A 20807-nucleotide genomic window follows, 5' to 3' on the forward strand; every position below is an offset into this window, starting at 1 on the left:
CGTGGGAGAGGGTTGGGGTGAGGGCAACATTGCGCAACAGAGCCGCCTGTTTCCCCTCACCCCTGCCCTCTCCCACAGGGAGAGGGGGTCGTTCGTGCATATTTTCAGGATAACGATTTTCCCATGCCACATCTTTCCACCCGCGTGCTTCAGGGTCTGCTGACTCTCCTGCTCACGCTGTTCGGGCTACTGCTGGTCACGTTTGCGCTCTCTGCCTTTTCCCCGGTCGATCGCGTATTGCAGATCGTCGGCGATCACGCCAGCCAGTCCACTTACGATCAGGTTCGCCACCAGCTTGGGCTGGATCGGCCCCTGCCGGTGCAGTTCTGGCACTACCTGCAAAACCTCGCTAACGGGGATTTAGGCACCGCCAGCGCTACCGGTCAGCCGGTATTGCAGGACCTGCTGCACGCCTTTCCCGCCACGCTGGAACTGGCAACGCTGGCGCTAATTATCGGCACGGTACTCGGCGTGATTGCGGGTGTACTGTGCGCCCGCTACGTCGGTTCGCCACTGGACTTAGCGATCAGAACGCTCACCCTGCTCGGCAATTCGGTGCCAATATTCTGGCTCGGACTGCTGATGCTGGCTCTGTTCTACGCGAAACTACAGTGGAGCGCTGGCCCCGGCAGGCTGGACGACATCTGGCAATTCACCGTTGAGCCACGAACCGGATTTGCGCTGGTTGATACCTGGCTTTCCGGCGACCGCGAGGCGTTCCGCAACGCCATCAGCCACCTGGTGCTGCCGGTGCTGCTGCTGGCCTACTACTCGCTGGCAAGTATCACCCGCCTGACGCGCTCCGCCTGTCTGAGCGAGATGAACAAAGAGTACATATTGCTCGCCCGCGCCAAAGGCGCCGGAGAGATGACCATCCTGCTGCGTCACGTGCTGCCGAACATTCGCAGCACCCTGCTGACGGTGATTGCCCTGGCCTACACCAGCATGCTGGAGGGCGCGGTATTAACCGAAACCGTCTTCTCGTGGCCGGGCATCGGGCGCTACCTCACCACGGCCCTGTTCGCCGGTGACACCACCGCCGTGATGGGCGGCACGCTGCTGATTGGCGTCTGCTTTGTTCTGATCAATAACCTTACCGACCTGCTTGTGCGGGCGACCGATCCCAGGGTGCGCTAATGCCGTTTTATCTCTTCTTACGCCGCCTGCGCCGCTCCCCTGCCGCGTTTTGCGGGCTGATCGCCATCGCGCTGCTGGTGCTTATTGCCCTGTTAGCACCGTGGCTTGCGCCGCATGACCCCAACTGGCAGGACGCCGCCGCGCGTCTGCAACCGCCCAACGCGCAGCACTGGCTGGGTACCGACAGCTATGGGCGGGATCTGCTCTCCCGATTAATCTACGGCACCCGTCCGGCACTGGGGCTGGTGGCCTTAGTCACCGTTATTACCCTCCCCGCCGGTCTGCTGGTGGGGATTTTGTCAGGCTACTACGGCGGCTGGATGGAGCGCATCCTGATGCGCTTTACCGACGTGGTGATGTCGATGCCGCGCCTGATCCTCGCCTTCGCGTTTGTCGCGATGCTCGGCCCCGGTCTGGTGAACGGCGCGCTGGCGCTGGCCTTAACGACCTGGCCTGCCTATGCGCGCCAGGCGCGCAGTGAAATCCAGCGTCTGCGCCACAGCGATTATCTGGCCGCCGCGGAGATGATGGGCATTCGCGGCCCGCGCCTGCTGGTCGGCCATATTCTGCCCCTGTGCCTGCCCTCCGCGATTGTGCGGCTGGCGCTGGATCTGGCCGGGATCATTCTGGCCGCCGCCGGGCTGGGCTTCCTTGGCCTGGGCGCACGTCCACCGATGGCGGAATGGGGCGCGATGATAGCCGACGGCATGCAGGTCATTTTTGACCAGTGGTGGATTGCCGCCATTCCAGGCGGGGCGATTCTGTTTGCCAGCCTGGCCTTTAACCTGCTGGGCGATGGCCTGCGCGACGTACTGGAGCCACAGCATGACTGAACACCGCGTCATCGTCGATGCGCTAAATATCGACTACCCCGCCGCGCGCGTGGTCAACAACCTGAGCTTTACGTTAGGCAACGAGCGGCTGGCGCTGGTGGGAGAATCCGGCTCCGGCAAGTCCATGTCTGCCCGCGCCCTGATGGGGCTGGTGCGCAAGCCCGGCATCGTGAGCGCTAAGCGGCTTAACGTGCTTGGCAACGACCTGCTGACCCTGAACAGCCGCCGCTGGCAGGCGCTGCGCGGCAACGGCATTGCGATGGTTCTACAGGATCCGCGCTACGCGCTAAACCCGGTGAAAACTGTCGCCGCCCAGCTTGATGAGGCGCTGACCCTCCATCAGCGCCTGCCCCGCGCCGAACGCCTGGCGCGCATTCACGATATCATCCGCGCCGTGGGGCTGAACGAGCACGTGCTCCAGCGCTATCCCGGCGAACTCTCCGGCGGCATGGGCCAGCGCGTGATGATCGCCATTGCGCTCGTCAACAACCCGCAGGTGCTGATCGCCGACGAACCGACTTCCGCGCTGGACGCACGCCTGCGCAACCAGATCCTGGAGCTGCTGGTACAGCAGTGCGAGGCGCGGCAGATGGCGATGCTGTTAATCAGCCACGACTTGCCGCTCGTCGCGGAACACTGTGACCGCGTGCTGGTGATGTATCAGGGTGAGAACGTTGATGAAATGGCGGCGAGCCAGTTGCCGCAGGCAACCCATCCCTACACGCGCACGCTCTGGACCTGCCGCCCGAACGCCGGGACGTTTGGCCAGATGCTGCCGACGCTCGACCGTTCGCAACCGTGGAAGGAGGCCGACAATGGCACTCGTTGAGGTTAACCAGCTCCGGGTGAGTTTTGGTGAAAAAACGGCGGTTTCCGCCGCCAGTTTTGCGATCGAAAAAGGCGAAACCTTCAGCCTGATCGGTGAATCCGGCTGCGGCAAATCGACTCTTCTGCGCGTGCTGGCGGGGCTGCTGCGCGAGTGGCATGGCCACATTTCCGTCCTCGGGGAAAATTTACGGCCAGGACGACGTTTTGAAGGCGCGCTTCGACGTAACGTGCAGATGGTGTTCCAGGATCCGTGGGCGTCTTTGCACCCGAACCACACCATTGCCCGCACCCTGTCGGAGCCGTTAAACATCCACGGCGAAACCCAGGTTGCCGAAAAGGTGGCGGATGCGCTGCAACAGGTGGGTCTGGCTGCCGACGCCGGCAGGCGTTACCCGCATCAGCTTTCCGGCGGACAGCGTCAGCGCGTGGCCATTGCCCGCGCGCTGCTGCTGCGCCCGCAGCTTCTGCTGCTGGATGAACCGACCTCGGCGCTGGATATGTCGGTACAGGCGGAGATCCTGAACCTGCTCAACCGCCTGAAGGCGCAGCACGGCATGACCTACCTGCTGGTGAGCCACGATGCGGACGTGATTGCGCATATGTCCGACCGGGCGGCATTTATGGCGCACGGGAAGATCCAGCGGGTATTTGACCGTGAAGCAATGTTGCGGGGGGAGCACAGGATGGGGTAAACCGTGCGGCGGCGAGTGCCGCACGCATTTCGTAGGCCGGGTAAGGCGTAGCCGCCACCCGGCAAAACGTTACTTCAGCAGCTTCACCGTGGCATCAATGTCGATCTCATCTTCAGTGAAGATCATCGTCGTGTTCTGGAAGGTGGTGATCGCCAGCTTCTTCACCGTGCGCATTTCGCCCGGCTTTTTCTCGGTTTTGGGTTTGATGCTGTTCATCAGCAGCCCCACCGACAGCACCGCATTCTCTTTGTCGATTTTGGTCTCAACGGGCTCTTCCTCACTGAACACCACGAAGGATTTGATTGAGGTGAGCTTCACGCGCTCGCCCGCAATATAGAGATGCTTACTCTCCGGGATCACCTTCACCGCATACGCGGAAAGGCCTTTGCTGTTGGTGGTTGGCTCGAAGGTCACCGCCGCATCTTTTTTAATCAGATCAGGGTTGGCGACCTTAATCACATGAAAATAGCGGTTGTCGCCGTTTTCATCTTTGATAAATCCAAAGCCTTTATCTTTAAACCACGTTGTGATTGTACCGTTCATCGCTGTTACCGCCTGTCAGATCTCAAGACTAAAGTTTTGCAGCGCGCAGTGTAATGCACAATGGCTGACGAGACAAAAAAAAGCCCCTGCACGGGAGCAGGGGAAAGTTCATGTCAGAGCTTTTTAGTATTGTGTATTTAGTTGAACACCATCCCACCATCAATCAGCAGCGACTGACCGGTCATGTAGTCGGAATCCGGCCCGGCGAGGTAAGAGACGCAGGCGGCCACGTCTTCCGGCTCGGACAAACGGCCAAGCGTGATGCGTTTGGCAAAGGTTTCCGTCCCGTAGCCAAGCGGTTTACCCGCCGCCTCGGAGACCTGACGGTCGATTTCCGCCCACATCGGCGTTTTGACGATCCCCGGGCAGTAGGCGTTAACGGTGATCCCCAGCGGCGCGAGATCCCGCGCGGCGGTCTGGGTTAAGCCGCGCACCGCGAATTTACTGGAACTGTAGACGGCCAGCTCCGGGTTACCGGTGTGGCCCGCCTGGGAGCAGGCGTTGATGATCTTGCCGCCGTGCCCCTCTTTACGAAACGCGTCAATTGCGGCCTGAATGCCCCAGATCACCCCTTTCACGTTGATGTTGTAGACCTTGTCGACAATTTCCGGCGTGATGGATTCGATGGGCGTGGACGGCGCCACCCCGGCGTTATTGACGATGACGTTAAAACCGCCCAGCGCGGTGCGGGCTTTTTCCACCGCCGCGAACACCTGCTCGCGGTCAGAGACGTCCACCTTCACGGCGACGGCCTTCCCGCCGTTACGGGTGATCTCATCCGCGACCGCTTTCGCCGTCTCTTCGTTGTAATCCGCAATAGCAACGGCAAAACCATCCTTCACCAGGCGAAGCGCGATCGCTTTGCCAATCCCCTGGCCGGAGCCGGTTACGAGGGCCACTTTTTGCATTTCTCTGTCCTTATATTGATTCACAAAATCTGGCTGAGATGGAGCTGGCCCATCAGCAGCGGGTTATCGCTGTAGTCGACGGGAATGGCCACCACGGCCGGGCCATCGACATCCATTGCCGCACGCAGCGTCGGTTCGAGCGCATCCGCGCTCTCGACGGCAAAGCCTTTCGCACCGAACGCGTCGGCATAGACTTTGAAATCGACCGGGCCGAACTCGACGCCGGAAAGCCTCTGGTATTTTTTCTCTTCCTGGATGGCCACCATGTTGTAGGCGTTATCCACCCAGATGATGTGCAGCACATTGGCGTTGAGGCGTACGGCGGTTTCCAGCTCCATGCTCGACTGCAAAAAGCCGCCGTCCCCGGAGACCGAGACCACCTTGCGCCCCGGGTTGACCAGCCACGCGCCAATCGCCCACGGCAGCGCCACGCCCATGGTCTGCTGACCGTTGGAGATCATCACCTGACGCGCCCGGAAGCTGTAAAGGTAGCGGGCGATCCAGATGTGGAAGCTGCCCATGTCGACGGTGAGCGTCACGTCGTTGTTCACGATGTCCTGCATGGCGCGCACGATGCGCAGCGGATGCAGAGCAAACTGGTTAAGCGATGCGCCGCGACGGTCGAGGAGGTCCCGCTGATGCTGGCGATCGACAAGAATTTCCGAGGCGCGCTGGCTGAGTTCAAGTTTGTGCTCGATTCGACTGGCAAGCAGATTCAGCGTGGCGGCAATATCCCCGACCAGTTCCAGATCGGGAACATACTTGCGCTCCTCATAGGCGGGCAGCACGTCAATGTGCACCAGCGTGGCGTCGCCGCTGTTCCACATGGACGGCTCGTACTCCACCGGGCTGTAGCCGATGCAGATAATCAGGTCCGCCAGATGCAGCAGCCGGTCGCCCGCCTGGTTGTTAAAGAGGCCGACGCGTCCGGCGAAGCGGGTGAAGTGTTCCTGATTCACCGCCCCGGCGGCCTGATAGGTGCTGGTGACCGGAATACGGCTTCTCTCCAGCAGCTTATGCAGCGCGGCGCTGTTGGCGGGCTGGCTGGCCATCAGGCCGAGTAAGATGACCGGGTTTTTGGCCTTCGCGATAAGCTTCGCCACGTCGTTGATGGCTGACTCCGGCGCCGGGCCCATCAGCGCCGCGGTGCTGGCGGGTAAAATCGCCCCCGTGGTGGGCTGGTCGACAATATCCTGCGGCAGGCTGACAAACGCCCCGCCCGGCCTGCCCTGCTCGGCAGCGCGAAACGCGTTCGACACCACCTCGGCAATCGCGTCCGGTGAATTAACTTCGACGGCGTATTTGGTGACCGGGCTGAACATGGCGACGGTATCCATGCTCTGGTGCACCAGTTTCGCTTTATCTGCCCGCTTCACCGCCCCGCCCAGCGCCACCACCGGGTCACCTTCGCTGTTGGCGGTGGCGATGCCGGTGATCAGGTTGGAGCAGCCCGGCCCGGAGGTGACCAGCGCGACCCCGGCCTTGCCGGTTAGCCGCCCTACCGCTGCCGCCATAAACGCCGCGTTCGCCTCGTGACGCACCGGGATAATCTCGATGGAGGAGTCCAGCAGGGAGTCAAAGACCTTGTCGATTTTTGCGCCCGGTATGCCGAACACCTGCTTCACACCCTGCGCTTCCAGCTGGCCGACAACCATATCGGCGCCGTGCGCCCACTGACGTGACTGTTTCTCACTGTTCACGGTAGTTCTCCTGTTAGTTTTCGACGGCGCGGATAGCCGCATCAAGGTTGCTGGGGTGCAGGTTGGCCTGTAAAAACGCGCTGTCGGCGGGCAGGTCAATCATCAGCTTGTGGATTTCGCCGAAGGTGAGCACGCCGTTCTCCAGCTGATAGTCGAGCAGGTGGCCCCCGCCCTGACGGTCGTCGGTGATAAAGTGTTCGTGATAGCCCGCCACGTTAATGCCCTGCATATGCTGCGGGGTGCGGAACCCGACCAGTACGCCCTCGCGCTGGTTAAAGCGGAACACCGGCTGGTCATCCAGCACGTCGGTCATCGCCCGGTACGGCGGTGTCTGGCGCGGTACGGTGCGGGTGTGCGCGTGGCGGAAATTGCCGTCGATGCGCAGCGCGCAGAACAGGTTATCGGAGGGGATTTGCTTGTCGATCACGTCGTGGATCTGCTGACGGCTGACCGGCCCGTCGAAGGCCTTGCGGTACTGCGGCTGGAACCAGGTCATCACCGCGAACGGCGTTTTTTGCTCCGGCTTCGCGGCGCGGGCGCTGCCGTCGGCGCGCAGCTGGTACACCTGGCTGCTGAAGGCAATCATTTCACCGTCCAGCTCGTTAAAGGTACCGAGACCAAAATCACCGTGTGCCAGCAGGTCGGCGATGGTCGTCTCCCCTTCGTAGACGCCGCTTAGCAGGGCGCTCATTAGCGATGTCTGATAGATCACGCTGTCAGGATGCTGAGCCGAGAACCCACGCAGGGTCTCGCATAAACTCGCCTCACAGTCGCATGCAGATGAATGCATCATCATGCCCGTCCTCTTCAACTTTATTTATAAAGGTTAAATAAATGTTGACCCGATTCAGCAGAGAGTTCCAATATAGAATCCATGCTGGTTTGAGACGTTTTTGATATGGAACTTCGTTATCTGCGCTATTTTGTCGCGGTAGCACGCGAGCGACACTTCACCAGGGCGGCCAAAGCGCTGGGTATTTCACAGCCTCCTCTGAGTCAGCAGATCAAACGGCTCGAAGAGGAAGTGGGCACGCCGCTGTTCAGGCGCCTGACACGGGGCGTGGAGCTGACCGAAGCGGGAGAGGCCTTCTATGAGGACGCCTGTAAGATCCTGGCGCTGAGCGACGCCGCGCTGGAGAAAGCCCGGGGCATCGCGCGCGGGCTGAACGGCAGCCTGTCGATTGGCATCACCAGTTCAGATGCTTTTCATCCCAAAATCTTCGCCCTGATTCGCCAGTTTCAGGTGCAGAACATGGCTGTGCAGGTTCACCAGGTGGAAGCCAATATGTCGTCGCTGACGACGATGCTGGCGGAGGGTGAGCTGGATATCGCCTTTGTGCGCCTGCCGTGCGAAAGCAGTAAGGTGTTCGAATTAAAAATCCTCGATCGGGAGCCGATGGTGGTGGCGCTGCATCGCGATCATCCTCTGGCGGCATGTGGCGATCTGGCGCTGGATGAGCTGCGGGATACGCCGGTGGTGCTGTTCCCCCAGGAGGTAGCACCGGGGCTGTATGACCGCGTTTACGGCAGCTGCGAGCGGGCCGGGATCGATATGCAACACACGCTGCAATCCTCACAACTTTCCTCTTCCCTGAGCATGGTCTCCGCTGGCGGCGGGTTCGCGCTGGTGCCGAAATCCATGGCCGCTATTTCTCCGCCGAATGTCACCTACCATGCGCTGCGCTCACCGGAGCTTTATACCGATATCGCGCTCTGCTGGCGGCGTTTTGAGCGTTCGCGGACGGTGAAGCGATTTCTGGCGATGATGAGCGAGGGGTAGCTACGGTGTGGCTGTGCCCGGCGGCGCTGCGCTTGCGCGGGCCTACGGTTCGTGTCGCGGGTTGGTTGGCTTGTTGGCGGTTTTGTAGGCCGGGTAAGGCGCAGCCGCCACCCGGCAATGCCCTTTGGAAGCCGCCTCGCAAACTTTTAAGCAACCTTATGTAATTCAGGGGCATCCCTTTTCATCCCTTCTCCGCGGTCGTAAAGTGCCTGCGTTGCGGCACATCCGTAACCGGGCGTAGGAACCCGTTATCATGACGTGACATTTTTTTGGACAACGAGGATGCTAAATGGCGACTACCCCTGGATTTTCATACGTATACGCTGAAGAAAGCGCTGTTCATCACCTTCTTCACCTGCAACTTCCCGATTCTGCGGATCTCTTTGAACTGGCTGGCACCTGTGCGGCGTACGTGAGCGTACTGGTGGAAATGGACGATGCGGTGACATTTTCTACGCTCTGTAAGCAACTGCTGGGTTGTTAGCGGAGTTTGTGAAGGAGCCTTATATAACGGCTCACTGAGTCGGCCTTACACAAAGGACAACGTTGTTTGATGAATGACGGTTTGTTAGAGGAATGCACAGGAAGGCGGTCACGCCACAGAGGGCGTGACATAAAATCAGGCCTGGTCGTCTTCTTTACCGTAGTAAAGCTTACCGATCTGAATGAGAGGACGGCCCTGGGATTTGCGGTGCAGGTTGCTGTCACGCAGTGAATAAACGCAGCCGCAGTATTCCTGCTGGTAGAACTGTTCGCGCTTGCTGATTTCAATCATGCGCGACGAACCGCCCTGTTTCCGCCAGTTATAGTCCCAATAGACCATACCCGGATAGTGGGCGGCGGCTCGCTGACCGCAGTCGTTGATTTGCTGCATATTTTTCCAGCGAGAGATGCCCAGTGAGCTGCTAATCACGTTGAAGCCATTTTCAGCGGCGTAAAGCGCAGTCCGCTCAAAGCGCATGTCAAAACACATGGTGCAGCGAATGCCGCGCTCGGGTTCCCATTCCATGCCTTTGGCGCGCTCAAACCAGTTATCTGTATCGTAATCCGCATCGATAAACGGTACGCCGTGCTGTTCGGCAAAGCGAATATTCTCATCCTTACGAATCAGATACTCTTTCTGCGGATGAATGTTCGGATTGTAGAAGAAGATGGTGTAGTCGATCCCTGAGGCCTGGATCGCCTCCATTACCTCACCAGAACACGGAGCGCAACAGGAGTGCAGCAGCAGTTTATCAGCCCCGTTTGGGAGTTCTAGTTTAGGGCGTTTGAAATCAGCGGTAGTCATAAATTTATTTGATGAGGTAATGAGGACTGAAAACAGTGTAGCATCAGAGCTGTGCTATCGGGAATGGCGGCCAGTCTCATACATATCCCGCAATGCCTGTTATTGACACAGGGCTGCTGTTGCAGCCCTGACAACCTTAGACTTCAATCGGTTCAGAGATCTCTAACGCATCATCGACTTCGATGCCTAGATAACGGACAGTGCTTTCCAGTTTCTTATGGCCCAACAGAAGTTGGATCACCCGGAGATTCTTGGTTTTCTTGTATATCAGGTAAGGTTTTGTTCTTCTCATGGAATGTGTGCTGTAAAGCGAAGCTTCGAGACCAAGCTTTTCTACCCACCCATGAAAAATTCGGCTGTATTGTCGGGTTGATATGTGCCGGTTAGTTCCGATCCGAGACCGAAACAAGAAGTCTTTACTGTGCAAATTGCCAAGCTTTATCAATGCAGCAACAGCTTCTCTTGTCCCTTTGGTTATCTCAAATTGCACAGGGCTACCGGTTTTCTGTTGCAGCACCGTTGCTCTGCTTGAAACCGAGCTACCATATGCAACATCAGATACTTTCAGGTTCACCAGATCGCAGCCTCGTAGCTTACTGTCTAAGGCCATATTGAACAGAGCTAAATCACGCGTTTTACCTTCCAGTTCAAGCCGGATTCGGATCCCCCAGATATGAGATATCTGAAGTGGTCTTTTTTGGCCTATGATACGGTCTTTATTCCACGGTGACGTGTTCATACTCAAATCTCCTGCAATGTGGGAGATTTGAGTATGGTTGTCTCTTATGAGCGAGAAGCGGAAGTTCGCAATTGTTCTCACAACTGGTTAAGACATTACTAACATCACGCCGTATGTCAATCAACGGGGAGCAGGTCAAACTTGCTTTCGAGCATTCAATATAACATCATAATTTATTTACAAAAAGCGCACGATGATAGGCGAGATGAACCTTAAGTGGGCGATCCATTCGTGCCTCCGGCAATCTCATTAATTTACCCTGTAAATGACCGTACTCACTGTTTAGTAACCCAGGGTCGAGGCTAACCCTAAAGTTCTGATCTATCCAAAGCAGCCCTTTGTCAAATAGCGTGTGTATATCGGTCCTGAGAAGTATTCCGTGCATGGCCTTACAATGCTGGGCACCTGAATAAGGAATTATATGAGCGGCCTCAAGTAATTCAGCGATCGCACAGTCGGTAACTGCACATGCTCGATTGTAGGCATCCAGTAGTCTTTTCCGAAAGATAGGCTGACCTTCACGATCCACAATTTCCCTCAGCACTCTTGCACGCATATCCTCCAGTTTTAACTCAGGACAATCAGTACATTCATGCAAAATCCTTAACCTCTCAAGGAAAGTAGGTTTTACAATCTCTACTGGCGTTTTTCCATCATCGCCAATATCCCAGACACCGTGTATGTTTGGATCATAAAGAACATAGCGGGTCGCCCTCCCTTTTCCGGTGCGGAAGAGCTTGTCCATATAATGCCCCTGATCGCTAACCATGCTGGTACGGGATGCACGATATCGTGCACGCTGATTATCATTGACAGTGAGCGCCTGGAATTGTGATCGAATTTCATTCAACTTTAGCGGGGCGTTGCTAAAATCAAGCCATTCAATGACCTGTGGAATCGAAACTTCCCCCAGTTGTGTAACGGCATAAACAACTCGGCGTAGCTGTGGCTCTAAAAATTCCTCGGGTATAATATTAAGGCAACTATCTGCTTTCTCCGTGCTTTCAAAACCGTGGTACAGCTTCCATTCAATTCTCTGTCTTCCATAAGTACTTAGACCTGCCCTTTCGGGTTCCCGTAGCTTCATCTCCTGCAAGAGTTCCTGTCTTTCAGGAACGCGGCCTAAACGCTCATACAGCTCATCACAGCAATCCCATATTGCTCTCACCAGGGGACCGTTTGGATATCCATTCTGCCTCATACTCATCGTATAAACCTGTATGATCTGATAAAAGCCAGTTGTTATTAACCTTTCTACTCAGAGTGAAAAGTTGCGATAGAGTTGAAAGGACTATGATATTAGATTCGAAACGCTAGATATGGTGTATGTCAAGAGAGAGCGGTATTTATAGTCACAGGAGTTGTTTCTCTGAAGTGTAACATCTAATGTTTTGAAAACAAATCTACTATAGTAAAGGCATGAAATTATTAAAGTAGCGCCTTAATTGTATTAAATAGTTTTGCCAGGTAGAGCATTATGACAGGCGTTGCGCTAGCAATTGCTGCTATCGCAGCTAATGCTGTAGCCCTAACTGTACCAGATTGGAGCTTGCTGATTTCTGCATGCCTTCGTGACTGTGTTGAGTATTCGCCGAGTGTTGTAAAAGCTTTACCTGTCGGTTTATAGCCACCATGTTCACCTTTTTTCAGCTCTCCATCCAATACAAAGGATTCGAGCACAAGCTCGAGTTCACGTTTCATTTCTCCTTTCCTCGGATGCAGTTCCCAGCGGAAACTATGGATACGGGTTGCAATTTTTGGTAGGCCATGGTGACTTCCGTCTTTCATATACAGCTCAATCACAGCGTTGAGCACATCCATGCGATCGTTAACACGTCGTTCTTGCTCGTTATACCTTTTCTGTTGCTTCTCTTCCTTCTTGCGGTCTTTCCTTATATCATTGAGGAACTTTCGGCTGGCGACTTTTTCAAGATGATTTAGATCGTTAAAATCAATTCGGTAACCCTGAAAGTAATGTGTACCATATACTTGTTCAGGCGTGATTTCTGAAAGGTAAAGGAAAGTTGGGATACAGAATGAATCTCTTTCCTCGCAATATTCTTTCACCTCAAGCTTGTTACCATCCTTCCTAACGAACAAATAGCCATTGTCTTTTCCTTCTTTACGTAGATAGACTTCATACATGTCGGCGTCTTGCATGGAGGCGCGAGAAAGAGGAATTCTGTCGGGGGTTTTCTTTGCTTCGAAAACTGTAAACCACTTGGTTACTAAATTTGTTCTGCTCCCAAACATATTATCATTCCCCTATGAAATGAACCTTATCAGCCAAGCACCGACGAGTAACGATGTATTGATTAAATCACTGTAGTTGCTTCAACGGATAAGAATTAAAACTACTCGAACCGTCGCTGTAGACCTCAGTAATAATGATTTTTTTACCCTCAACAGCATATTTGACTGTGCTGTCTGCAGGATCATCCCGCCAGCGACCAGTGCTGTCAGGATTGTCAGATGCCCACATCACCTGATTGCCGATAAGTTTGCACTTGATGGCCCAGCGGGTGCCATCGTTCTGTCGGATATAATGTACGTAAGCAATACCTGACTCGACTTTGTCCAGCTGCATGATTTTGTGGTCACGGCCGAACATCGCCGCTGAAGCAGCCCTACAAACCTGACCCACCGTCACTTCGGAAGCCAGCACCGGTGCAGCAAACACGAGCGGAACAAGAAGCAGGAGTTTCTTCATACGGATCCATCCTTTTGGTTATGTTCATGAATAACGCTTAGTGTATATTTCGGCAACCTCAAGTATTTCTTGACGAGAATTTAGCGTTGCGATGACAGCAGTGACTAACAGGATCCCTGACGTAATCTCAGACACTCCCCGACTGTCAGCCCTGCTCCTGCTGTACATCCTCAGCGTCATACGCGAACAAAACATCGGGCATGAGGCCGGTTTTTTCTACCATCGCCAGCACTGACCGCGTAGAAGCCTCGGAGATGACCTTCATCGCCTCATCACGTATTTCAACGTACGCAGGGTCTTCACGGGGCACAAAAGGCTCCAGGAGGTGGGCAATGGCTTTACCGTTAACAGATAGGCTGAAGGTGCCAGCGGCACGATCCACATTCCAGATGTAGATGAGCGGCCATAACCCCAGTTCGGCGCATTCGGCCTCACTGCGGATCCCCGGCAGGTACACGGGCATCGACAGCTTTTCATCACTCAGCGTCAGCGCGATAAACTGGTTTGCCGTCAGTCGTGGACCTTGCCCGGTCTCAGCGTCAGTTTTTTTCTTTTTAAAGAATCCGAACATGGACTTTCCTTGTTTATGACGAATCGGAGGAATAGTCACTGTCTTACTGAGCGGATTAATCAAAGCGTCACGGACCTCAGCGCAGACTCGCGGTGACTCTCATTCAGCAAAAGTGATTTTTACACGATTCCTGCCGTCAGTAACGCGCGTAACTTATCGCTTTTCGTAGCGAGAGAAGCATGTAATGGCAAACACACTGCTAGCGTGGAGATGGCATTGCCCCTAAGAAATGAGGCATAACCCATCAATTACATTCACAGCACTTTTTGGCTGCTGCTGACTCTGAGCTTATAGATAGTCACTTTTCATAACGTCCTTCCGCCCTCTCCGCCAGATCGAACCTCATAAAGTTTTTTTGAAGTTAGGAGTTACTCAATGGCAGGCCACGAGTGGTTCACGCTGCATTTCAAAAGCGACAATCATGTGAGCGAAAATTGCGTTCAGGGACCCGCCGTTCATGTGGGCCAGATGCCCAACCGTCTTCTTCTTGCTGCTAGCCTGTCCTGTCCTGCATACATTTGATATGGCCGCTTTGAGCGAAAAACGGACATCAACTCATAAATGATAAATAAATAAGATAGAACAAAGAAGCCCGTTAGGGCTTCTTTGTTTATTTTTTCAAAAGGAAAAATTCTCTCGCCCCTGTTACCAGTCTGTCAACTTTCACACCGGCACTAGCACCGCTATCTGACGTTGCTTCTTCGATTGGTTTTTTGTTTACCTGTATCCCGACAATCGTTAGTAAATGCCAGTGGTTGTCATCATCCTTCACCACAATCCTATCTTTTTCACTTATAGTCGTGCCCGGTGTACTAGTAAGGTCAAAAGAGTACACATTGATGTCACGAAAGGTATGGTCGCAGGTTAGGGGCTTAAATGATTTGCGGAAATTTATAAGGCCGCGCTGGTTGAATGCTTCTCTTACATCAGCTTTATCGAGTATGCCTGACTCAATCATATGATATACTTGGAATAATTCATATGTGTAAGTCATGCCTCTGCGAGCTATTGCAGCATCAAGCTCCTGCTGTTCGAAGAACGGCGGGTTTTTTCTCTCTTTGGGGTTTTTCTGGCGTTGATGATTTACTATATAAACGCCTTTGTAATTATGCTCAGGATTAGCCTCTTCACGACGATACACTATCTTTGAAATCTGAGCACATTGGTCATCAGATGAAGTTCCGCCAATTCCTTTGACTTCAAAGAGATATGTTACAGATGGTGTTTCTATATTTAAATCTTCTTCAAAAACCTCACCATTTTCTTCATCAACATTTTCATCCGGAACAATTACGTTTTCAAAACCAATATAATCAAGGAACCACTTTACCGAAAATACAAGTTCATCATCAGTCGCAGTGAGCAATGCTTTTGTTTTTATATTTTCATCTTTGTTAGATAAATCAATTAGCTCACTTTGAAGTTTTAAATTATTTTTTTCGTACTCAGATTTTAGTTCTTCAATCTCATTGGATTTTGTTTTTTCTTCATAAGAAAGATATAAATCGCTATTAATCCATTGAAAACCACCATTATTTGGAAAGTAATCCTCAAAATGAGGTATGTCAGGTAAGACACTGCTAAATAACTCATTTAAGAATTCATTTTTGTTATTAATCGCTGGTAGAAAGATAAAGGTTTTCTCTTTTATTATTCTTATAAAAGAAATAACCTCTCCACCTTCATTTTCAGCCAAAATTATATCCTGTCCATCAATGCCTTTAAAAATAACATTGTAATGGCTGTTGCGTGAATATTTGAATATCAAGTCTGTCAAATCTTTAGCAATCACATTATCCGGTTTCTTAAAACGATTACCTGTTCTATCAGTAACACCAAGATAACTATCATTAAAATCGTAGGTACTATATCTTAATTGTTGAGGATTTCTGACAGGACCATTTTCCATTGCATAAAACATGTCAGTATAACTACTGCAAAAAACAACAACTGCTTGTTTTTTTTTAGTAGAAAAGATTCCATTGCTGATTACAGACATATCAAGAGGAAGCAAGTCAACATAAGAAGGTGTATGTTCAAAATACACACGAACTGACGACGTTCTTCCTTCCCCATGGCTAAAGTTTCTCAGCGTGGTATCGATAACTACAATTTCAGCTTCGTGTATGTTATCAGGAAGTCTATGCTGATAAGCAATTGATTTAGCATGATAAGACTGTTCTTGAAGAACGTAACCATTCAGTTTATATCTGTGTGCATTAAAGCCAGATGCTTGAAGTGCTTTGTCAGAATCTACATCAGTGTTTAAAAGATAGATTAGTGGAATATTGTGGTCGTCCATTCGATAGCTTCCAAGCAGTTAGAGGTAAAATCAACCCGTTTATTCTACTCTACAGTGCCGTGAATTTACCTTTTTTTCTACCTTTGTGGCCGTTTACTCATGTAGAACACGAACACACTGCTCCGGCCAGCGTGAGCTAGCAACTTCCGCTTTTGGCACTAAGCGGACTAGGTAACAGATCTGAAGGTCTGCTGCGAGCGAGAAGCGGACGTTGCGAACGGCATTCTGCGTGAATTAATGGGGTGCAGGTCACTTGCTAACAATGCCATGTATGAGTCAACTGTGAACAGGTCAACCATAATCTGGCTAAAGTGGATAGGTAATATGCAAATTTTTCAAATAGAAGTAATAACAACTTCAACGGAATTCTATAATGTTTGTTGTTGTCTAGGAGCGGTTCCTTGAACCGCCTGCGATTTGGCTACGGTATATTTATTGAGATTTTGCAGACCACCATGGCAAGGTCGCCGTCGCCAGCTACGGAAAAGGGAAAGAATCTTGTTCATAAATATTGACTTTGACGATCAGAAGGGAATTGCCAGTATTTCGTTAGAAGGTTGGGCTCAGCCGCTTGTCGAATTACTCTCACAGTATTTTATCATCGACAAAGAAATGCTTTGTCTGAACTACTCCCACCTATCAACTGAGGACCGCAGTCTTGGGGTTATGGCTTGGCAAGATCTGCTAACTGCTCGTGAGCATTTTATGAGCAAATTCAGAGATGCGTCACAGCAGGGGCAGATAGCGCTGACCTTAAAAATTCTCGGACACGGATCCACGGGGATTGAGAATTCGTCCTCTATCTTGGAGCCAAATTCTTACCAGCGCGCTCAGGATACCTTCAGGGATAGCTTACTTAAGGTCGATCCCCCGGGCTTACGTGAAATCATTGTGGCGGAAATCGAGCCACATGCGACTTGGGTGAGTTGGTTGTTAAATGAACGTTCATATTATAAGCGTTATTTTTTGGACGATCAGCAGGTTATGAGGGCGTTGGTGGACAATACGTCCGAGAAAGATTGCATCTATGTACTTCAACTAGTCGACCCTCCTCTGGGGGCGAATAATTGGGCTTTCGATCAACTGGTCCAGCAGCATTGGCAGCGTGTACGCGCATACCTGGAAGAACATATCGACAAGCCGTCGGGCTATCCAAGCTATAGCATGCCTGAGCTCGTCTTCTCTCTTTTTGCGAATTCGCAGACAGTGCAGACGTCCCGGTGGGCTTGCGAACAGGTTTTGGAACGAGCAGATCTGTCAGTCTTTCCTGAGCTAATCCAACATAGCAGCATGATATTGCCAGAGGATGTACGTAATCTGTTCCTGCGCTGGCACAGCTATTCGCATAAAGAGAAGAAAGACAATTTAAAGGGGGGCGTTGCCAAAGCCTTCTCGAAGCTTGCTACATTGTGCGTGGACACCATACCCTCTGACCTCGCGCTTGCGGCGGCTTGGCACGAGTTTGAAGACCCTGTGCGGTCTAGCCAGCAAAACGTCGTAGCCAGTCTCAGAGAATTGCCATCCCTGACGAGTGGTCGAAAAACGCTGTGGACACAACTAGGCCCGGCCGCCCGCGAGGCCTGGCGACAGGATCTGTTCGATCAAGCGAATGAGGAACCTGAATTAGCTCAGGGGCTCCTCAGTTTTGCTTGCCTTTGGCTCGAGCAGACGGCATTTGCCGAAGTCGAGCCAGTGCTTTTGCGATTGATGGATGACGAGCAACATCTGGCGTTTGCGAATCGGCTTGTCGGCACTGATGTAAGGCAACTGCAACTGAGGTGCAAGGGACTACTGCGGTCCAAGCAGGGTGCACTGGACTTAGAGGGGCCGGTAGGCCGGGTCGAGGGAGACACTGCGTTGCCTAGCGTAGGAGCTAAAACTTGGCTGAGCGATCCTTCCGTGGAGCAAGTCATCTTTAGGGCGCTTAGCCAGATTGAGGAAGAATTTTGTCGCGAATATTCGAAGACTTGGGGAGAGGACGAGGAGGCCCATACGGCGCGCCTCCTGACTATGACGAAGGAGGCGATTGGCAACGTGAGCAGCCAGTTGCGCCAACTCTCGGCTACGACGCGGGCGACGTATCCGAGCCTGACAGTGAACGTGCGTCAACCCAGTAAGCGGGAGGAAGGGGCGAACACACAAGCCGGTGCTCCGCTGGGAGCAGACGTGCTGTTCCTGAGCCGTATCGTGGACAAGGGGAAAACAGTGGTCCAGCGTGCGACCCTTATGCAGGTGAAAAAGCGCAAAGGCACTAATTCGGGACAGGCCTTCAGTTCGACGGTAGGCATTAACCTGAAGCAGTGCGAGGACATACTCACGCAGTCAGAACACGCCTACTATCTTTTCGCGACTCCGGCCTCTCCTCGCCCGGTTCTCTGGGTTGCCCCAGCTCGGCTCGTTAGGAATTTGACCCAGTTGGACACGAGCAAAACCTCGGTTTCGGCGATGCGGGTGCGGGACGCCAGTTGCTCCTACGCGGAGTTTTTTCTGCACGAGCTTGTTGGCCTGTGGGCTGGCGACGAGCATGAGGATATCATCGCTGTCGCTAACGGCGATGCTAAGCTTGGGCGAACACCTCGCCACATTGTTGAAATCGAGGTTCGCCGCCAATTTGATTAATACTTGGGGAGAAATTCATGCTCCAACTATAGGCAAGGATCGTCTACCGGGGCGGGGTCAGTCCAGCCTAATTGACCTACACCCCGTTGATTTCCACAGAATGTTCTCATTAGCGTCAGCTCATGGCACATAGCGGACGCATCTTTCACACGCTTCTAAATAACCTGGTTAGCAAAACTATCTCCACGGAACTCCTTCCCAGCAAGCAATTCCTGAATACGCTTCGCAAATCACATAAATACTTCAGGCCGAGATACTTCTGGCACTTTAATGACATACCACTCCAACTTAAAGTGCTCGCACTCAATGCAAAGTTCAATTGTCACGATCATGTAGAAACTGCAATTTCATCGAAGTTTCCGTATTGTCAACCCACCAACCACCATCTATAATATTTCCAACCTGGAAACAAGGGGCAAGGATGCACATAGTCTCAAGAGCGCCTTTCGACACAGCGGCCAGACATTATCCCAATCAAGCACAAGCCCTGGACGATCTTTACCGGGTACTAAAAAAGGAACACTACCCCTCACCAGACGAGATGCGAAAGCGCTTTCCTAGCCTGGACCGGATGAAATACCGGGAAAAATGGTGGGTCATTGATGTGGGTGGCGGGCATCTAAGAGTGATGTTTTTTGCTGATTTTGAGCGTGGAAAGATCTTCATCAAACACATCAGCACTCACGCAGACTATGACAAGCTCACGGACTACTACCGGAGAACGAAAGAATGAATTATGCAGCAGCCATCAAAGCGGCAAACGCTCTGACAAACGAGCTCCCTTTCCTGGGTTCAAGCCCGTCGCGGCAAGACTACGAGGATGCGCTGGCGCTGGTAGAGTATCTTATCGAGCACGACCCCGATAACCCGCTGGTAGATATGCTCACTGCCAAAATCGATAAGTATGAAAACGCGTCCCCGGAGTTTGCAGAATTTAACGCGCGTATTGCCAGCATTCCGTCAGGCGTTGCGTTACTGCGAACGCTAATGGATCAGTACCAGCTCACTCAGAGTGATTTCGAGAACGAGATTGGTAAGAAGTCTCTGGTAAGTCGGATCCTTAACGGACAGCGCACGTTAACGCTAGATCATATGCGAGCGCTGGCGAAGCGTTTCGGTTTGCCGGTGAGCGCATTTGTGGGGAACTGATGCGAAGTTTTCACCCAGACCAATTCCCCAGACGTTAATACCACTATATCTCTCACCCCGGCCCCTCGCTCCCCGCCGCCAGCAGCGGCACCACCACATCGCTGACGGGCACCGCAATCCCGTGCCTGCAGCCGTAGCGCTGGATCACGCCGTTGCGGATGTCCCACTCCATCGGGCGATCCGCCTGACGGTCGGCAAGGATCGACGTGCCTAAATCCACTGGCGCGCGCTGGAAGTTCGCCAGGATCTCCTGGGCCACCGCATCGTCCAGCTTCGCCCCTTCGGCGCGGGCGACGGTAAGCCCCTCGCGCAGGTAGCCCAGCGCCAGCTCGCTGATATCCTCGCGCCTGAACATCCCGGCGCGGCGATTGGCCAGCACCATCAGCCCGGCGACCGCGTTTTGCAGCAGCTTGCGCCAGGCGACGGTAGTGAAATCTGTCGAGAGCTCAACGTCACAGCGCGTGCCGCGAAGCGCCTCCACCACCCGCTGCGCCTGCGGCACGTCCGGCAGCGTCAGGCGCGGTTTGGCGCGCAGCCAGACGGAGGCATCCGGCTCGCGCTGGGCAGGGAACCAGACCACCGAGGGCAGCACCGTTGCGCCATTGACCAAAGGCGCAAGCTGGGCTTTCTGCTCCACGCCGTTTTGCAGCGCGCAGACCACGGTGTTTTCATCGCACAGAGCGCGCAGCCACCCGGCGCTGTCGGCATTTTGCGTCGTTTTGACCGCCAAAAAAACGAGGTCAACGGGGCGCATAATGACGCTGGGATCGGTGAGTACCGGACCGGGCACCACAATTTCACCCTCATCATGACGCAGGCGCAGTTCCGGATGCGCGGTGCGCCCACACAGCAGCGGCGTGCGGCCCGCTTCATGCAGCACCGCGGCGATGGTGGTCCCAATCGCACCGGGTCCTGTCAGCGCAATGGTTGGATAGTCAGACATGGGTCACTCCCCTTTTGCTAAGCCTGCTATCAGTTATACCACCCTGAGACGAGCGCGCCACGCCC

Annotated in this window: 21 protein-coding genes; 9 read left to right on the forward strand and 12 right to left on the reverse strand. The window is 53.4% G+C overall.

Translation table 11 applies throughout. The annotated features are described in order from the left end of the window. The first annotated feature begins 123 nt into the window (after nt 1–123). From O1722_RS16970 to O1722_RS16985, 4 genes are read left to right on the forward strand one after another with little or no spacing between them, the layout of a single operon-like run. Nucleotides 124–1137, forward strand: coding sequence for an ABC transporter permease (locus O1722_RS16970; RefSeq protein ID WP_032670417.1), 1014 nt, complete (start codon nt 124–126; stop codon nt 1135–1137). Beyond that, nucleotides 1137–1970, forward strand: a complete 834-nt coding sequence (locus tag O1722_RS16975; protein WP_023296077.1) for an ABC transporter permease — start codon at nt 1137–1139, stop codon at nt 1968–1970. The genes O1722_RS16970 and O1722_RS16975 overlap by 1 nt, the downstream gene beginning before the upstream one ends. After that, nucleotides 1963–2799 (forward strand): ABC transporter ATP-binding protein, encoded by an 837-nt coding sequence (locus O1722_RS16980; RefSeq protein WP_033486434.1) that lies wholly within the window; start codon nt 1963–1965, stop codon nt 2797–2799. The genes O1722_RS16975 and O1722_RS16980 overlap by 8 nt, the downstream gene beginning before the upstream one ends. Beyond that, nucleotides 2786–3490, forward strand: coding sequence for an ABC transporter ATP-binding protein (locus tag O1722_RS16985; protein WP_033486435.1), 705 nt, complete (start codon nt 2786–2788; stop codon nt 3488–3490). The genes O1722_RS16980 and O1722_RS16985 overlap by 14 nt, the downstream gene beginning before the upstream one ends. A gap of 69 nt (nt 3491–3559) precedes the next feature. Here the strand turns inward: O1722_RS16985 and O1722_RS16990 are convergent, their stop codons facing one another. From O1722_RS16990 to budA, 4 genes are all read right to left on the reverse strand, one after another. After that, nucleotides 3560–4033 (reverse strand): cold-shock protein, encoded by a 474-nt coding sequence (locus O1722_RS16990; RefSeq protein ID WP_017382537.1) that lies wholly within the window; start codon nt 4031–4033, stop codon nt 3560–3562. Between the two features lie 137 nt (nt 4034–4170). Further along, entirely contained in the window at nt 4171–4941 is a 771-nt protein-coding gene (locus O1722_RS16995; protein WP_003858846.1) for a (S)-acetoin forming diacetyl reductase, read from the reverse strand. Nucleotides 4942–4961: 20 nt separating this feature from the next. Further along, a complete protein-coding gene (alsS, locus tag O1722_RS17000; RefSeq protein ID WP_023296074.1) occupies nt 4962–6641 on the reverse strand; it encodes an acetolactate synthase AlsS in 1680 nt (559 codons plus the stop codon). Nucleotides 6642–6654: 13 nt separating this feature from the next. Further along, entirely contained in the window at nt 6655–7434 is a 780-nt protein-coding gene (gene budA / locus O1722_RS17005; RefSeq protein WP_026094386.1) for an acetolactate decarboxylase, read from the reverse strand. Nucleotides 7435–7539: 105 nt separating this feature from the next. On the opposite strand from budA, the gene O1722_RS17010 reads away from it, so the two are divergent. Together O1722_RS17010 and O1722_RS17015 are read left to right on the forward strand one after the other, a co-directional pair. Next, nucleotides 7540–8421: a LysR family transcriptional regulator gene (locus O1722_RS17010; RefSeq protein WP_003858850.1), complete on the forward strand. Its 882-nt coding sequence runs from the start codon at nt 7540–7542 to the stop codon at nt 8419–8421. Between the two features lie 289 nt (nt 8422–8710). After that, nucleotides 8711–8905 carry a hypothetical protein gene (locus O1722_RS17015; protein ID WP_223230141.1) on the forward strand — a complete coding sequence of 65 codons (195 nt, stop codon included), beginning with the start codon at nt 8711–8713 and terminating at the stop codon, nt 8903–8905. Between the two features lie 135 nt (nt 8906–9040). Here the strand turns inward: O1722_RS17015 and O1722_RS17020 are convergent, their stop codons facing one another. From O1722_RS17020 to O1722_RS17050, 7 genes are all read right to left on the reverse strand, one after another. Next, nucleotides 9041–9709 carry an epoxyqueuosine reductase QueH gene (locus O1722_RS17020; RefSeq protein WP_023296073.1) on the reverse strand — a complete coding sequence of 223 codons (669 nt, stop codon included), beginning with the start codon at nt 9707–9709 and terminating at the stop codon, nt 9041–9043. 136 nt (nt 9710–9845) lie between these two features. Then, nucleotides 9846–10448 (reverse strand): site-specific integrase, encoded by a 603-nt coding sequence (locus O1722_RS17025; protein ID WP_058686637.1) that lies wholly within the window; start codon nt 10446–10448, stop codon nt 9846–9848. A gap of 166 nt (nt 10449–10614) precedes the next feature. After that, entirely contained in the window at nt 10615–11655 is a 1041-nt protein-coding gene (locus O1722_RS17030) for an HNH endonuclease (protein WP_058686636.1), read from the reverse strand. Nucleotides 11656–11876: 221 nt separating this feature from the next. Beyond that, nucleotides 11877–12701: a hypothetical protein gene (locus tag O1722_RS17035; protein WP_033486518.1), complete on the reverse strand. Its 825-nt coding sequence runs from the start codon at nt 12699–12701 to the stop codon at nt 11877–11879. Between the two features lie 67 nt (nt 12702–12768). Next, the gene (locus tag O1722_RS17040; protein ID WP_000735025.1) at nt 12769–13158 is read right to left on the reverse strand and encodes a hypothetical protein; all 390 of its coding nucleotides are present in this window, start codon (nt 13156–13158) and stop codon (nt 12769–12771) included. Nucleotides 13159–13303: 145 nt separating this feature from the next. Continuing rightward, complete coding sequence (locus tag O1722_RS17045) at nt 13304–13729, reverse strand: hypothetical protein (protein ID WP_033486520.1); 426 nt, start codon at nt 13727–13729, stop codon at nt 13304–13306. A gap of 610 nt (nt 13730–14339) precedes the next feature. Next, a complete protein-coding gene (locus O1722_RS17050; protein WP_033486522.1) occupies nt 14340–16031 on the reverse strand; it encodes a hypothetical protein in 1692 nt (563 codons plus the stop codon). A gap of 498 nt (nt 16032–16529) precedes the next feature. On the opposite strand from O1722_RS17050, the gene O1722_RS17055 reads away from it, so the two are divergent. The 3 genes from O1722_RS17055 (at nt 16530) to O1722_RS17065 (ending at nt 19799) form a co-directional block, all read left to right on the forward strand. Continuing rightward, nucleotides 16530–18650, forward strand: a complete 2121-nt coding sequence (locus tag O1722_RS17055; RefSeq protein WP_033486523.1) for a hypothetical protein — start codon at nt 16530–16532, stop codon at nt 18648–18650. 421 nt (nt 18651–19071) lie between these two features. After that, on the forward strand, nt 19072–19383 hold the full coding sequence (locus O1722_RS17060; protein WP_033486526.1) for a type II toxin-antitoxin system HigB family toxin: 312 nt from the start codon (nt 19072–19074) through the stop codon (nt 19381–19383). Then, entirely contained in the window at nt 19380–19799 is a 420-nt protein-coding gene (locus O1722_RS17065; protein WP_045349893.1) for a helix-turn-helix domain-containing protein, read from the forward strand. The genes O1722_RS17060 and O1722_RS17065 overlap by 4 nt, the downstream gene beginning before the upstream one ends. A gap of 52 nt (nt 19800–19851) precedes the next feature. Here O1722_RS17065 and O1722_RS17070 read toward each other — a convergent pair whose 3' ends face one another. Then, nucleotides 19852–20742 (reverse strand): oxidoreductase, encoded by an 891-nt coding sequence (locus tag O1722_RS17070; RefSeq protein ID WP_033486528.1) that lies wholly within the window; start codon nt 20740–20742, stop codon nt 19852–19854. Nucleotides 20743–20807: the final 65 nt, after the last annotated feature.

The sequence above is a fragment of the Enterobacter cloacae complex sp. HYC003_NIDB genome (genome assembly GCF_056673375.1).

Coding starts and splice junctions, on each gene's coding strand:
- O1722_RS17045 (WP_033486520.1), bottom strand. CDS start 13,729: ATGTTCGGATTCTTTAAAAAGAAAAAAACTGACGCTGAGACCGGGCAA.
- O1722_RS17070 (WP_033486528.1), bottom strand. CDS start 20,742: ATGTCTGACTATCCAACCATTGCGCTGACAGGACCCGGTGCGATTGGG.
- O1722_RS16970 (WP_032670417.1), top strand. CDS start 124: ATGCCACATCTTTCCACCCGCGTGCTTCAGGGTCTGCTGACTCTCCTG.
- O1722_RS16990 (WP_017382537.1), bottom strand. CDS start 4,033: ATGAACGGTACAATCACAACGTGGTTTAAAGATAAAGGCTTTGGATTT.
- O1722_RS17050 (WP_033486522.1), bottom strand. CDS start 16,031: ATGGACGACCACAATATTCCACTAATCTATCTTTTAAACACTGATGTA.
- O1722_RS16975 (WP_023296077.1), top strand. CDS start 1,137: ATGCCGTTTTATCTCTTCTTACGCCGCCTGCGCCGCTCCCCTGCCGCG.
- budA (WP_026094386.1), bottom strand. CDS start 7,434: ATGATGCATTCATCTGCATGCGACTGTGAGGCGAGTTTATGCGAGACC.
- O1722_RS17040 (WP_000735025.1), bottom strand. CDS start 13,158: ATGAAGAAACTCCTGCTTCTTGTTCCGCTCGTGTTTGCTGCACCGGTG.
- O1722_RS17030 (WP_058686636.1), bottom strand. CDS start 11,655: ATGAGTATGAGGCAGAATGGATATCCAAACGGTCCCCTGGTGAGAGCA.
- O1722_RS17035 (WP_033486518.1), bottom strand. CDS start 12,701: ATGTTTGGGAGCAGAACAAATTTAGTAACCAAGTGGTTTACAGTTTTC.
- O1722_RS17025 (WP_058686637.1), bottom strand. CDS start 10,448: ATGAACACGTCACCGTGGAATAAAGACCGTATCATAGGCCAAAAAAGA.
- O1722_RS17010 (WP_003858850.1), top strand. CDS start 7,540: ATGGAACTTCGTTATCTGCGCTATTTTGTCGCGGTAGCACGCGAGCGA.
- O1722_RS16995 (WP_003858846.1), bottom strand. CDS start 4,941: ATGCAAAAAGTGGCCCTCGTAACCGGCTCCGGCCAGGGGATTGGCAAA.
- O1722_RS16980 (WP_033486434.1), top strand. CDS start 1,963: ATGACTGAACACCGCGTCATCGTCGATGCGCTAAATATCGACTACCCC.
- O1722_RS17015 (WP_223230141.1), top strand. CDS start 8,711: ATGGCGACTACCCCTGGATTTTCATACGTATACGCTGAAGAAAGCGCT.
- O1722_RS16985 (WP_033486435.1), top strand. CDS start 2,786: ATGGCACTCGTTGAGGTTAACCAGCTCCGGGTGAGTTTTGGTGAAAAA.
- O1722_RS17060 (WP_033486526.1), top strand. CDS start 19,072: ATGCACATAGTCTCAAGAGCGCCTTTCGACACAGCGGCCAGACATTAT.
- O1722_RS17065 (WP_045349893.1), top strand. CDS start 19,380: ATGAATTATGCAGCAGCCATCAAAGCGGCAAACGCTCTGACAAACGAG.
- O1722_RS17020 (WP_023296073.1), bottom strand. CDS start 9,709: ATGACTACCGCTGATTTCAAACGCCCTAAACTAGAACTCCCAAACGGG.